Origin of the sequence: Paenibacillus favisporus (assembly GCF_040545415.1) — a bacterium.
Lineage (GTDB): Bacteria > Bacillota > Bacilli > Paenibacillales > Paenibacillaceae > Paenibacillus_AQ > Paenibacillus_AQ favisporus.
This window is the reverse complement of sequence record NZ_JBEPLV010000001.1, coordinates 1,506,734-1,519,951: the sequence shown is the minus strand read 5'-3', so window position 1 is coordinate 1,519,951 and position 13,218 is coordinate 1,506,734. Positions and strand designations below refer to the sequence as shown.

The 13,218-nt window shown below is 45.8% G+C and carries 12 protein-coding genes; 5 read left to right on the top strand and 7 right to left on the bottom strand.

What is annotated here, in order from left to right; translation table 11 throughout:
- Positions 1–12 precede the first annotated feature (12 nt).
- On the top strand, positions 13–1,509 hold the full coding sequence (locus tag ABID47_RS07110) for a monooxygenase (RefSeq protein ID WP_354495459.1): 1,497 nt from the start codon (positions 13–15) through the stop codon (positions 1,507–1,509).
- 202 nt (positions 1,510–1,711) lie between these two features.
- Here the strand turns inward: ABID47_RS07110 and ABID47_RS07105 are convergent, their stop codons facing one another.
- The gene (locus ABID47_RS07105; RefSeq protein WP_354495458.1) at positions 1,712–2,635 is read right to left on the bottom strand and encodes an alpha/beta hydrolase; all 924 of its coding nucleotides are present in this window, start codon (positions 2,633–2,635) and stop codon (positions 1,712–1,714) included.
- Between the two features lie 688 nt (positions 2,636–3,323).
- On the opposite strand from ABID47_RS07105, the gene ABID47_RS07100 reads away from it, so the two are divergent.
- Together ABID47_RS07100 and ABID47_RS07095 are read left to right on the top strand one after the other, a co-directional pair.
- Complete coding sequence (locus tag ABID47_RS07100) at positions 3,324–4,223, top strand: NAD(P)-dependent oxidoreductase (protein ID WP_354495457.1); 900 nt, start codon at positions 3,324–3,326, stop codon at positions 4,221–4,223.
- Positions 4,224–4,265: 42 nt separating this feature from the next.
- Positions 4,266–4,634 (top strand): MerR family transcriptional regulator, encoded by a 369-nt coding sequence (locus ABID47_RS07095; RefSeq protein WP_354495456.1) that lies wholly within the window; start codon positions 4,266–4,268, stop codon positions 4,632–4,634.
- Positions 4,635–5,265: 631 nt separating this feature from the next.
- Here ABID47_RS07095 and ABID47_RS07090 read toward each other — a convergent pair.
- The 5 genes from ABID47_RS07090 to ABID47_RS07070 all read right to left on the bottom strand — a co-directional run bounded on the left by ABID47_RS07090 (position 5,266) and on the right by ABID47_RS07070 (position 10,946).
- On the bottom strand, positions 5,266–6,945 hold the full coding sequence (locus ABID47_RS07090; RefSeq protein WP_354495455.1) for an ABC transporter ATP-binding protein: 1,680 nt from the start codon (positions 6,943–6,945) through the stop codon (positions 5,266–5,268).
- On the bottom strand, positions 6,942–7,919 hold the full coding sequence (locus tag ABID47_RS07085; protein ID WP_354495454.1) for a hypothetical protein: 978 nt from the start codon (positions 7,917–7,919) through the stop codon (positions 6,942–6,944). Before ABID47_RS07085 ends, ABID47_RS07090 begins: the two co-directional genes overlap by 4 nt.
- A gap of 429 nt (positions 7,920–8,348) precedes the next feature.
- Positions 8,349–8,999, bottom strand: a complete 651-nt coding sequence (locus tag ABID47_RS07080) for an MBL fold metallo-hydrolase (RefSeq protein ID WP_354495453.1) — start codon at positions 8,997–8,999, stop codon at positions 8,349–8,351.
- Between the two features lie 167 nt (positions 9,000–9,166).
- Positions 9,167–10,369, bottom strand: coding sequence for a multidrug efflux MFS transporter (locus tag ABID47_RS07075; RefSeq protein ID WP_354495452.1), 1,203 nt, complete (start codon positions 10,367–10,369; stop codon positions 9,167–9,169).
- A 16-nt stretch (positions 10,370–10,385) separates the two neighbouring features.
- Entirely contained in the window at positions 10,386–10,946 is a 561-nt protein-coding gene (locus tag ABID47_RS07070) for a cysteine hydrolase family protein (RefSeq protein ID WP_354495451.1), read from the bottom strand.
- Positions 10,947–11,069: 123 nt separating this feature from the next.
- Here ABID47_RS07070 and ABID47_RS07065 point away from each other — a divergent pair, with 123 nt between their 5' ends.
- Entirely contained in the window at positions 11,070–11,678 is a 609-nt protein-coding gene (locus ABID47_RS07065) for a TetR/AcrR family transcriptional regulator (RefSeq protein ID WP_354495450.1), read from the top strand.
- Positions 11,679–11,979: 301 nt separating this feature from the next.
- Here ABID47_RS07065 and ABID47_RS07060 read toward each other — a convergent pair whose 3' ends face one another.
- A complete protein-coding gene (locus ABID47_RS07060) occupies positions 11,980–12,339 on the bottom strand; it encodes a MerR family transcriptional regulator (RefSeq protein ID WP_116230310.1) in 360 nt (119 codons plus the stop codon).
- Positions 12,340–12,442: 103 nt separating this feature from the next.
- On the opposite strand from ABID47_RS07060, the gene ABID47_RS07055 reads away from it, so the two are divergent.
- Positions 12,443–13,153, top strand: coding sequence for an SDR family NAD(P)-dependent oxidoreductase (locus tag ABID47_RS07055; protein WP_354495449.1), 711 nt, complete (start codon positions 12,443–12,445; stop codon positions 13,151–13,153).
- The last annotated feature ends 65 nt before the right edge of the window (positions 13,154–13,218 follow it).

Sequence of the window (13,218 nt, the reverse complement as noted above, 5' to 3'; positions counted from 1 at the left end):
GAGGTTATTGATATGAAATATGAAGTCATCCTTATCGGTGGCGGACCTGTCGGCATGATGTTAGCTGGAGAATTGGCATTAGCCGGTGTAAAGGTCTGCGTCATTGAGCGATTAAATGAGACAACCCCATATTCACGTGCGCTTACCGTACATCCACGAACCCTTGAAATATTAGATATGCGTGGAGTGAAATCAAAATTAATTAGTAAAGGCCGCTTACTTTCGAGAGGACATTTTGCCGGATTAGAAACTCCTTTGGATTTCTCTGTGTTGGATTCTTCTTCCAATCACACTCTCTTTTTACCTCAGAGTGAGACGGAGAAGGTGCTGGAGGAATGGGCTCTTAGTCTTGGCGCAGAGGTCTGGAGAGAGTTTGAGGCTCTATCTGTGCATCAGGATGAGGATGGGGTTGACGTTAAGATCGCGGGACCTCATGGAGAAACAACGTTAAGATCAGCTTATGTGGTAGGTACGGACGGAGCCAGAAGTTTGGTTCGCAAACATGCAAATATATCCTTTGAAGGTACAAACGCAACCTTCACGGCAATTTTGGGGGATGCTGTTCTATCTGATTTGGCTCCTATGAGTGTCGTATCCCGAATTACAGAAAAAGGTTTGGTCAGCATCATGCCGATCAATGATCATATTTATCGGGTCTTAATTATCGATATGGAGAGACGTAATATCTCTAAGGATGAGCCCGTTACATTGGAAGAGTTTCGTTCATCGCTCATCCGAACGACCGGAAGCGACCTGGGATTGAACGATGTGAAATGGATGTCCCGTTTCGGAAATGCTACGCGGCAAGCGGGAAGTTATCGAAATGGTCGATTGTTTTTAGCGGGAGATTCGGCGCACATTCATTTTCCAGCGGGTGGACAGGGAATGAACGTCGGCTTACAAGAAGCGATGAACTTAGGCTGGAAGCTTGCAGGAGCGATCAAAGGCTGGGCTCCGGACTGGCTTTTGGACAGTTATCATACCGAACGTTTTCCATGGAATACGGCCTTGCTCCGGAATACCGAGGTCCAAACCCTGCTTCTGGACGTGACTCCTCCCATCACGGAACTGCGAAGCATGCTGGCTGATCTGATTCAAATACCAGAGGCTAATTATCAAATCGCTGCACAAATTTCCGCAATAGATGTGCACTATACTCCCGATGCCGAAGTGCCTTCCCATCCTTTAAACGGGAAACGGTTCAAAGATCTCCGCTTAAAACTGAAAGACGGGCAATGGATGAACTCCTATCCGCTCCTGCACAAAGGTACTTTTCTTCTGTTGTATTTCCATTCTAATGAACAGAATAGTGGCCAATGGGAAACGTATAGCAACCTTCAAGTGTTACATGCATCTTTGGCTGAGGCAGACGCGGATTGGAACGACGTCCACACGGCACTTATTCGTCCGGATGGACATATTGCCTGGGCGATTTCTCTATCTGATCCGAATCCAATACAAAAAATAAATGAAGGTATCACTCGCTGGTGCGGAGACATTACGGATTAGCCATACGAGCATCATAAATCTGCCAACTGAGACCCTGTCCCCCACTTCTTTAGGATGAGGCCCACTCAGAACGGCAGAATATATATGTTCTTGTTTTCGGGTTCTGACCAGAACATATATCGTTAAAACAAAAAAAGCCGCTTTTATGCGGCTTTTAAGCGTGTATGTTCTTGTCGTCTTACAACACTCCGCCTGATTTACTTTAATTAAATACCTTTTTAACAAAGTCAATAAGCTTGGACTTTAATACATCACCGTGCTCTCCCCTTTGGTACATATCTGTTCCGTGATAACCACTCTCATCCACAATCAGCTCTTTATCCGTTGCTCCGGATGCTAGATATAATTTGCGCACTTCTTTTTCAATTGAGCCTCCATAATCGCCAGGTGAAAAAACAAACATGGATGGTGCTTTAATCTTCTCGACGCTTGGAATGGCATCAAGGGGCCCACATTGTGCAGGAGAAGAAAGAATAATCAGCCCCTCAATAGGCAGCGCTTGACGAACACCTGCAATGATTGCTGTACTACCGCCACATGATGCTCCGGCCAAAAACACTCTTTTTGCACCCAATCGTTTGAGTTCGCTTAAGGCAGCATCTGCATCACGATCTATATTCTGATTATCCTCCGGAATATTCTGTGAGGCACCATGATTACGATATTCAGGAATAATAACCAGATATCCGCTGTCTGCCAGTTCAGTTCCCGTGTCAAGAAAAGAGCAAATGTTATACCCTTGCTCGTGTGCAAGCAAGACTCCTTTATTTCCGCTTCCAAGCACAAGTGCAGACAGATGCACCCCATCGCTAGTTGTCAACGTAGTGGATTTATCGCGTAGCTCTTCTGGAACGCAACTGTTCACAAGATGCCCGCTAGAAGAGCGTACCGCTTGATCTGGCCAGGCAGGATCATACTCAACCGGTGGGTTTGATGGTATGTTCTTCACTTCGGAAACCGGTGTTTCATTTACAGCATTTTCTATAGGTTTCGTATTTTGAGGTTGATTAGATAGAGATTGATTTTCATCTGGAGATATAGGCTTTTTAGTGGTGCATCCTGTAATAGTTACTAACAAAATGAGCAATATAAAAACCATTTTTGTTTCTTTAAAAAATACGTTCATAGATTTTCTACACCTCTAACTATTGCTTGTTGAAGGAAACTCTTGTTAAATCAATTGATCTCATATTTAACCTCCTTTTATTGGTGTGTGTTAAATATACACAAAATGTATGTTCGATTAAAGGGAGCGAAGTGAAGCTGACCAAAAAGCCAGCAGCCTCCAATGTTATCCTTGGATTAGCGGTTCCCGTGTGGTGGTTTTCGAGAAGGGGTATTGCTTTATAAAACTGATTTCGAGACAATTCAAACATATCACGTACCGCCTTTACTTTCAGTGGTTTCACATACTTGGGTAACTTTACCACATTTATCGTCGAAAAAGATGACTATAACCAAACTAAACTGCCCGTTAGTTTAATAAAAAAGAGCAGCTACCACAGCCTGCTCTTTAATGGTTTATTATTCAGTAATCGTATTTCGTTAGCGTAACGGACTACAGCTAACTTTTCCCCTTAGTTTAGGCCATAAGCTTGTTTTCAGAAAGTTTGAACTTAATAAAGCACCTTGCTCCTTGGGTTTCCATCCTTGTCTTATTGCCTCAGAAATAATTAAAGCTACTTCAGAAGGCATTGGCCCAATAATCCTCTTTGATTGAGATAGATATTTCACATCGAACTTTACCGTTGCTATTACATTAGTGTCATAATTTAAAATTAACTCTGAACAATAGTTGGAGAGGAGATATTTGTATGTATGATAATAACCAAACTATGAACCCCCCTGCTGATCGCTCTCCGGTTACGGTCATTGGTCTTGGTCCAATGGGCCGAATGTTGGCTGCTGCTTTTTTACAAAATGGCCATCCGACTACGGTATGGAACCGCACAAATGGTAAAGCAGACGAGCTTGTCAGCCAAGGAGCGACTGTTGCAGATACGGTTGCCGATGCGGTTGCGGCAAGCCCGTTGGTAATCGTCTGTGTGCTCGACTACAATGCCGTATACTCTATTCTTGAGTATTCGGCTGCTTCTCTGAAAGGGCGAACTTTGGTAAATCTCACCAGCGGTTCCCCGGATGGAGCAAGGCAAATGGCTGCATGGGCTGCAAAAGGCGGATTTAACTACCTCGACGGTGCGATTATAGTCCCTGCAGTTGGTCAACCGGAAGCGTCTATTTTGTACAGCGGTTCTGAGAATGCCTATCTTACACACCAGAGAACACTAATGAGTCTGGGAGGCACTGCCTCATATCTTAGTATTGATCCAGGCCGTGCAGCAGCATACGATGTAGCATTACTGGATATTTTCTGGACATCGATGACCGGTTACATCCACGCCCTTGCCATTGCCAATGCGGAGAATATCACGGCGACGGATCTCGTGCCTTATGCTCGAAACATTATCGGCATGATGCCCGATATAATGGTTGAATTTGCAAATCAGGTCGATAACAGCCATTATCCAGGAATTGAATCCAACCTCATCTCCACTGAGGCTGTAATGGATAACATTATCCATGCATCCAAAGCCCGCGGCATCGAAGTTGAAGTACTAGTCGCCGCGAAAAATCTTGTCCGTCAGGCGATCGATTTGGGCTACGGCAAGCAAGATTTCTCGTGTTTAGCAGAGCTGATTCGTAAACCGCGATAACTAACGTTAGTCCGAGCATACCACTTGAAAGGAGCCATTTCTATGAAAATAAGCCAATTGTCTAAAATAACCGGCGCTAGTATCCGATCAATCCGACATTATGAAGCAACCAATTTACTCACTGCTTCCCGTCTAAAAAATGGTTTTCGGGAGTTCGATGAAGCTTCCATAGAGCGCATCAAAACGATCAAAACTTACTTGAACTTAGGATTGACGACAAAACAAATAGAAAAAACTTTAAAGTGTACGGACGGTTATTATAAAGATGAAGCAGAGAAGGTTTGTCGGGAAATGATCCAAATGTATGAAGAAATGCTGTTAGAAGTCAACAGAAAAATGAATGCATTGGCTGTCGTCAAGCAAGAGATGGAAGATCAAGTCCGGCAAATGAAGGATAGCTTATATAGCTAAACATTACTGATTGCATTCGCTTTGATATAATGTTGAATTAGGCTTCGATAGAACAGACGTCAAATCCTTCGGAGCTCGCTTCCGAAAGGATTTTTTGTTTTTGTTTCAGTTCCACCCATTGAAAAAAATCATATGATCACTTCCCCACCACATCAGGATTCCCACGATATGTTCGGATATTTTACCTATATGGTCTTGAACTATCCTCCCCGTTAGCAACAAAAACAGCAGCCAATTTTTTGCCAGCTCCTGTTCTAGAATTGATTAATCCCTCCTTGATTTACAATGTATGGTGCCATATCATGATAACGATAACAATGCTATGTACTTCTCCATAAAATTCTCAAATAGTTCGGCCTGAACTATCCTGTCCGGTTATCTTTACGCCTGAGGCCAGTTTAGCTTTGTAACTCGGTTTATGCGGATATCAGCTGATCGCACTCGGTTCTTCTTTCGCCTCTGCTCAGTCGATGGACATTTTCTATAATTTACCGTTATTGTCATTTCATTGGACGGTAGCTTTATTGGCTACGGAAAAAGCCGCATTTTTACGCGGCTATTAACGGCACTTGCTCGTTTGACCAATTACCGTGATTCTGTAGATGAGCCCCATTAAGGAGTTCTCTGGGTTCTATAAGGTCTTCGTCAAATGAATGGTTTTATTAAAAAAGTCCATTCCGTCCATTTGATGCGAGATCACAATCAATATACCCATATATCGCTGTTCCCGTAAGGCGTGAATGATGGTGCGACGAGTCTCTTCGTCGACGTTAGCAGTGGGTTCATCTAATATTAATACATCCTTTTCGGCAAGCATGGCTCGTATAAAAGCGATGATTTGAGCCTGACCACCCGAGACACCTGAAGTGTTTTGATTGATTTCGGTATCCAGCCCTTTGGGCATCCTGTCTATATACTCTTTCAACCCAAGTTCGTCAATCAGGTTTTCAACAGTGCTGCGGTTACAATTTTGCCCGTATAGAATATTGTCCAACACAGTCCCGCGGAAGAGAAAGGTACTCTGGGATACCACACCAATTTTTTGCCTTAAGGAGTCGCTTTGAATCGATGAGGCATGGATTCCGTTATAGGAAATGATTCCGTAAGCAGGCTGGTACAACCCTAATAAAAGTTTAATAAGCGTCGTTTTTCCCGTACCGTTATCCCCAAGAAGAAGAACCTTATCCCCCCTCATGAACGAGAACGTCAAGTCATTAAAGACCAGAGGCAGATCCGTTCGATATCGATAACCTACACGGAGGAATTCTATCGTTTCAATCCTTGAATCCAACTTGACAACCTTACCGCTGTTTTCGTCCTCCATGTCCAATAGCTGGTAAATTCTTTCGACACTCAAGCAAACCGGTTTCAAGATCGTATTTAAGGATGTGATACTTTGTGCACTGGCAAACACTTTCGTGGTGTATAGGGAAAAGGATGTGTACATGCCGACAGTAAACTGCCCTTTAAAGATAAGGATGCCGGAGATTAACAATATGATTAGGGTGAACATGTTGTTTAATAAGCTGACGTTTTCGGTTAAAAAAATCAATGACTTGTTTTGTTTGACGCTATGGTGAAACAGCTCATTCATCTTGGATTTAAATTTGAAGAGCTGCGTCTCTTTGCCGCCGAGAATTTTAATGTCCTCAATGCCATTCATGGATTCAAAGACTTCCCCGCTTAAAACGGCGGACGACTCCATCATTTCCCTTGTGCTGTTCAAAAATTTTTTGTTGGATGATTTGGATAAAAAAATAAAGATAGGTACTAAAACAATAACTACGCAAGATATTTTATAATTAATCGCAAACATCGTGATCACAGCAAACATTGCATTTAATACGCTAAGCACCATACTGATAATGACTGGCGAAAAGGCATTTCCAACTGAATTGCATTCGGCCACTCGCCCTTGGAGGTATCCTTTTTCGGTGGTTGAGAGGTAACTCATTGGCAATGATAATACTTTTGACATGACCGAATACTTTAACTCGTTAACGATCGAATAACTTATTTTAACAAACAGCCATCCAGATAAAAGAGAAAATGCATACTGCACCAGATATAGAACAGCCATCATGCCTAACAACAAAAACATGTCGTTGATGTTCTTATCTTTTAATAAAACCCGATCAAGCAATATCCCTGTTAGATACGGGATGGGAACTGTTAAAATAGAACTCGCCAAAACAGCGCCTACCCCAAACATAAAGGACAATCGGTACTTTCCGATAAAGGGAACTAGTTTAAAAAGATTCTTCCACGGTCCGATTCTACTCATGACATTTGCAGGGATCGTCAAATTCAACGGAATTCCCCCCAAACGTTGCAGATGAGCTTCTCCAATACTTTTTTGAAACGGGGATCATCCAGAAACGCAGATAGCTCGGGATGATTCGCAATCATTTCGTACATCTTTTTTCGCTGGTGCTGTGTATTGCCCATGAACCACATCGCCGAACCCCACTCTGCTAACTGACCATGGATCAAGTCAAAAAAGGAGTCCCCGCCTGCTGCAGTCAGCTTCTGATGACGAGCTGCGAGTTCCGTGAATCGTTTGAGGTTATCCAGCGCCTGCTCTTTATCTCCTAGAGTCGTATACCCTAGAGCAGCTGTAAGAAAAAGGTTTGCATACAGGTTAGGGTTTAGATGCTTAAAATCGAAAGCTTCCGCTATGGCAAGTGCTCTTCGATAGATCTCCTCGAATGTTTTAATATGATCCGCCGAAGACATTAAGTAAGAGATCATAAGTCCGAACAATGTAACGACATGCCGGTACATGCCCATTTGCAGGAAAGCTTTCGAGCTGTCTGTGTTACCCAGCATTTGGTATGCGTAAGACTTGATCCATTCGACGGGCATGAGTGGCGGGTTCATTTCCCCGAGCAGGTCCAGTGCCTTATTAGGATCGCCAAGGGCCATGCAGCAGCTTGCTTCCAAATACACGGCTTGATGGATGAGCTCTATGTCGTCACTTTCTTCTTTCACTCGTACAAAAAGCCTCTTTGCCTCTTGGATCAACACATTCATCTCAGAAACATCTTGCAAAAGTGTACTGTGGTTTAGGATCAACATTCCCACTTTTTTTAGCAACGGAAAGCAGGCGCAGTATTTCTTCGTTATTTCACGGCATTGGTTCAAAGCTTCATCCAATGGTTGTGAATCGAAAGCACTGGATAACTGATCGCATAGTTTTCGAATATCATCCGGTTCTAATTGCGGTCGATAATCCATTAAATCATCAATGGTTGTATTAAAGAATGAGGCAAGAAGCGGCAGCATTGTAATATCCGGGTAACTTTGGCCTGTTTCCCATTTGGAGACCGGGCTTTCGATACTCCTATAAAATTGGAGACATCCTCCTGGGTCATGCCCTTTTCTTTTCGTTTTCGAGCAAGCACCTCGGCTATATTGATTTCTCTCATTATCATCACCTTCCGTTATTAAGTCTAACGAAAGGTGTGGAATGATGACAATGGAGTCGTAAGTTATTTCAGTTAAAAAAATCAACTAATATGAAACTTTGATTAAACCGAACGACGCATCCACAATTCTTGCTTCAACTTGGATCGAGCTCAAACAAAGCCAGGATAAGGGAGACCGATCGGCTTAAAAGTTTGCCCCCGCTCTTCGCAGAGTTCATTCGGAGGCAGCAGCCAAGCTTGAGGAGAAAAGTTAAAAACCAGCTTCCGCGCGGAAGCTGGTTGGCTGCTATTTATAATCCATCGTCACGGTCCCGGCATATTGGGGCACGTTTTCCTTGGACAAATTCAGCGCCTGAACGTGGGTCGTCTTCGCCCCTACAGCCTGGAGAAACTTATCCTCCTTGGCGAAGAACAATCGTCCGAGTAGGCCGAGCGCCTTCGTGCTGTAGTGCATCGGAATCGCCACAGTCGCCTGCAATTGCCGCATCACCTGTGCCGCCTCCGCCCCGTCCAGCGTCATCCTTCCGCCTACGGGAACGAGGAGGACATCCACCGGGCCGATGGCGTTCGCTTGCTCCTCCGTTAGCAGATGACCCAGATCCCCGCAGTGGCAGATCGTCAACCCGTCCATCCGGAAGCGGAACACGATGTTCGGGCCTCTTTTCTGACCGTTCACCTTGTCGTGGAACGTGCGGAAGCCGCTAATATCCACGTCTCCTACGCTGTACTCCTTCGGCTCGTTCACGACCAAGTAATCGCCTGAGGCGGCTTGAATCTTATTGTGATCGCCGTGATCGTGGGTCACGACGACGATGTCCGATTGGATCGGGACCGGCATGCGGTAGCCGAGGAACTTGTAGTAGGGATCGATAAGAATCCTGGTTCCGGCGTCCGAGGTGAGCTGGAATGACGAATGGCCATACCACTTGATCTGCATGATTTGATGCGCTCCTTTCGTTTATCGGGTCGCGACTCCGGCCCCTTGTTCCCCAGCAACAGAAAGTAAATATATTTCACTTTGGGGCGTTTTTAGCTTTGGCTGTGCATGCAATTTGTACATTAAGCTTTGTTTCTAAGCTTTGTTCCTTGCTTTGTTTCTGGGCGTTATTCTAGCAATTTCTCCCTCTGCAGCTTGCCGTACACTTTGAAGTAAACCCAAAAGGCATTCATCAACAGCAATGCGCCAGTGACAAGGAAAACATATCGGACGCCGAAATGCCCTGCGATTTGACCGCCAAGCACCGAACCGCCAAAGACGCCGAGATAGGCAGCCGACATATTCAATCCGAACACGCGGCCGGTCAGATTGGACGGGGTGATCTTCTTCAGTAAGACGTTGACCGAAGGATTTAGCCCGCCTGCCGCCAATCCTAGCAGGAAGCGAAGCGCCATCAGTTCCCAAGGATTATGGACGAACGCCTGCGGGATGAACAATATACCTGCCACGATCAGCGTGAAGAGCATGATCTGATGTGCCCCGATCTTATCTGACAGCTTCCCCAACCGAGGAGCAGCAATGATATTAGCCAATCCCGAAGCCGAGAAGATCGCTCCTGAGATCAATGCGACGTGGCCCAGATGATGTGCTATTTGATCGACAAAGACCGTAAGCACCGGTTGGACCGAATACGTGGCGATCGACATTACGAAGTACGTAATGAACAAGGTGATCGTTAAGCTTGGCTGCGGAACTTGAGCCCAGACTTCCTTTAAGCTCGGCACCTTTTTTTCCGTACGGACGAACGTCTCTTTCACGAAGAATAAGGTCGTCAGGAAGGCGATGAACATGAAGCCACCCGTGATGTAGAAAATGTTCTGCATCCCGAAATGCTCTTCGATTAAGCCGCCGATCAACGGTCCGAGCAGGGAGCCCGCGATGTTGGCCGTTGATAACGTGCCCAGAGCCCAACCCGAATGTTCCTTGCTCGTCTGGGTCGCGATCAGCGTCGTGCAGGCCGTGCCATAGCCCGTAATGACGCCTTGCAACAACCTTAAGCCGATCAGCCAGTAGACATTCGGCGCGAAGCCCATGCAGCCGATGACGATAGCCATGCCAAGGCTGGCTCTGAGCAACATAGGCTTGCGACCGTATTTGTCAGCCGCGCGTCCCCAGATTGGCGAGAATATGGCGGAGATAATATAAGTCACACCGAATGCGACGCCGGACAATTGGGAGATCCAGGATGCGTTCTCAACGCCGAGCTGCTTAATGAAGAGAGGCAAGACAGGCGCGATCTGGCTCATGCCTACACCCGTCATGAACATGCCGAACCAGCAGACCCATAAATTTCTTTTCCATATCTGCATTACAAATGCGCCTTCTTTACACCAAAGTATCGACCCACCCGTCTACCGTCATAACATCCGCCCGTTTGGTGAACACTTTCTCGAGCAGAACGCGGTGGACTTCTGGATCGGGATCGAAGCAAGCATCGGATAGAACGGTAAGCTGATAATCTTTGTCCGCTGCTTCCGTCAACGTCGACAGTACAACACCGCTCGTGGAGATGCCGCTCAGAATAAGCTTATTGATGCCCTTAGCGCGAAGAATCATCTCCAGATCGCTGCCGGTGAAGGCACTGATGCGCTTCTTGGTAACGATCGGCTCTCCTGGCTGAGGAGCCAGCTCCGGATGAATTTGCGTCGTCTCGTCGTTCAGCGTCATGCCGCCGTATTGAGCCGCTCTCGCGAACATTTGGTTCATCGGGCTGATCTCCGGATAGCCTTCGCGGAAGGCGACTCGAACGAAGATGACCGGAATGCTGTGATTGCGTGCTGCTTCCAGCGCCATCTTATATGGGAACAGCGCTTGCTTGTCGCCGAGGTGCCCGGCAATAGCGTTCTGCAAGTCCATAATTAACAAAGCAGAATTGATTTGTGTCATTCGTTGAACACTCCTAATCCATATGATATGATTAAGCGGAGAACCCTCCACTTCATATTAAGCGGAGATGTCTCCACTTGTCAACCGTGATCGAAATTAAAATTCAAGGGACGTGATGTGCATATGAAAGAAACCGATACATCCCCAGCCCGGTCCGAACGCCGCGACGCGGCGGCGAATCGTCAGCGCATCTTGGATGCGGCGCTTCGGCTGTTTGAACAGCATGGTGTAGAAGCCGTCAGCATGAACCAGATCGCATCGGAAGCGCAGGTCGGGCCCGGAACGCTCTATCGCCGATACAAGAACAAGAGCGAATTGTGCCTGGATTTGATCCGCGACAGCGCCGACCTTCTATTCGAGGAATACGAGTCCTACTTGGAGCAACACCGAATGGAGCCGGCGCAAGAGCAGTTGAAATATTTTATCCGATTGTTCATCCAGTTCAGGGAGAAGAAATCGCAGCTCTTGATCGGCGTCGAAGACTCCTCGCAGACAAGCCGACCCAAGTCGCGGACAAGCAGCCCCATCTACAATGAGCTGAACAAAATTTTTGTGTCGTTATTCGACAAAATGGCGGCTTCCGAAACATTAAGTGCAAACAGCGACAGTGTTTTTAAAGCCGATATGCTCCAGATGGTGCTGAGCCGTGACTTCTATTCTATCCAAAGAGATGTCCGCGGCCTTTCGCCCGAGTCGATATTTGAAAAAATCTGCTTCATTTTCCACTTGTGATAAAGACTCTCTTAAGAACCGTCCGAATAGCTCTCCCTAATAAACAACCCCTAGCGCTCGAACAGTTACGTTCAAGTCTAGGGGCAGTTTATCTAAAACTCGTATCAATCCCTTATTTATTTTCCTCAAAATATCAACGTGATTCGAGTGAAGACATTTACATCGATATGTCGATCCGTTCGCTGTTGAGGAGTGCATCGCCCAAGCAGCAGCAGAAGCTCTTTCGGTGCCTAATCGATAACATCGCTACAAGTGTGTCTGCTCTTGGTATCTTACCTATACCGATTTTCACCCCAGTGTTCTAGTAATTTTCCCCGCGATAATACCGTTCAAGCTTTCGTTCCAAATGGACGAGCTGGTTTTTTTTCGCTTCAATGTCATCCAGCAGCTTTTGCTTCTGGTCTTGAATCAGCTGAATTCGTTCCGGAAGGGTCGAGGTACCCTCTTTGACCTTGTCGTAATACATTTTGATATCATCCACACTCATTCCGGTTTCACGCAGACATTTGATAAACACCAGCCAATTCAACTCGTTCTCCGTATATAAACGGTTATTCTGCTCGCTGCGCGCAGCCGGTTCCAGCAATCCTTTTCTCTCGTAAAAACGGATCGCACCAATGTTGATTCCGACTGATTTCGCTACTTCTCCGATTGTAAGCATATAACCCCTCACTTATTAAAAAGTTTCTGTTGACCTACACTAAGTGTAGCATAGTAACTTATAAATCAGGTAACATAACCATTATAAAGAAAGAGGGATTTGCATGAAAAAAACCGCTTTTGTAACCGGAGCAAATAAAGGAATCGGATTTGAAATCGTTAAGCAGCTGAGTGAAGCCGGCTGGAAAGTCATTCTAGGCGCCCGCAGCACCGAACGCGGCGAAGCAGCCGTATCCGGGTTGACTTCCAAAGGGCTCGACGTAGAATTTGTACAAGTAGACATGGAATCCCTAGAGTCTATTGAACAAGCTGCCAATACGATCAAACAAAACTATCCTGACCTGAAGCTGCTGATTAACAACGCTGGCATGCCTGGTGCATTCTCCCGCTCGTTTATGGATACTAAAGAGGAGAATTTGCGGAACGCCTTTGAAGTTAACTTTTTCGGCACCTTCCGATTGAACCAGCGTCTGTTCCCGTTGATCAAGGACAACGAAGGAACCATCATCAACGTCTCAACCGACATGGCCTCCTTGGACCATATGCAAAATGCGGAATCCACTCTAAACGCTTTTGATTATAATTCCTCCAAAACGGCAAACAATGCCATGACATTATCGATGGCTTATGAAGTTAGAAACAGCGGCGCTCAAGTCTTTGCGGTAACGCCAGGGTTCACAACCACTGATCTCAACGGCAATGCCGCAGGCGGTAAATCCAAGGAAGCCGCTGCTGCCATTATCGTGGGTTATGCCATAGATGGCAAACGTCATAACGGCGAGTTTCTGGATGAGAAAGGTATTTACGCTTGGTAATCAACTTCTAAGCCTTGCGTTTAGCAGGCTCCTGGTCTAAAACATGTAGTTCAAAGAAGGGAGAT

Excerpts from the sequence above, each read along its gene's own strand:
- ABID47_RS07110 (WP_354495459.1), top strand. The coding sequence starts at position 13 with ATGAAATATGAAGTCATCCTTATCGGTGGCGGACCTGTCGGCATGATG.
- ABID47_RS07105 (WP_354495458.1), bottom strand. The coding sequence starts at position 2,635 with ATGAACGTATTTTTTAAAGAAACAAAAATGGTTTTTATATTGCTCATT.
- ABID47_RS07100 (WP_354495457.1), top strand. The coding sequence starts at position 3,324 with ATGTATGATAATAACCAAACTATGAACCCCCCTGCTGATCGCTCTCCG.
- ABID47_RS07095 (WP_354495456.1), top strand. The coding sequence starts at position 4,266 with ATGAAAATAAGCCAATTGTCTAAAATAACCGGCGCTAGTATCCGATCA.
- ABID47_RS07085 (WP_354495454.1), bottom strand. The coding sequence starts at position 7,919 with ATGCTGCCGCTTCTTGCCTCATTCTTTAATACAACCATTGATGATTTA.
- ABID47_RS07080 (WP_354495453.1), bottom strand. The coding sequence starts at position 8,999 with ATGCAGATCAAGTGGTATGGCCATTCGTCATTCCAGCTCACCTCGGAC.
- ABID47_RS07075 (WP_354495452.1), bottom strand. The coding sequence starts at position 10,369 with ATGCAGATATGGAAAAGAAATTTATGGGTCTGCTGGTTCGGCATGTTC.
- ABID47_RS07070 (WP_354495451.1), bottom strand. The coding sequence starts at position 10,946 with ATGACACAAATCAATTCTGCTTTGTTAATTATGGACTTGCAGAACGCT.
- ABID47_RS07065 (WP_354495450.1), top strand. The coding sequence starts at position 11,070 with ATGAAAGAAACCGATACATCCCCAGCCCGGTCCGAACGCCGCGACGCG.
- ABID47_RS07060 (WP_116230310.1), bottom strand. The coding sequence starts at position 12,339 with ATGCTTACAATCGGAGAAGTAGCGAAATCAGTCGGAATCAACATTGGT.
- ABID47_RS07055 (WP_354495449.1), top strand. The coding sequence starts at position 12,443 with ATGAAAAAAACCGCTTTTGTAACCGGAGCAAATAAAGGAATCGGATTT.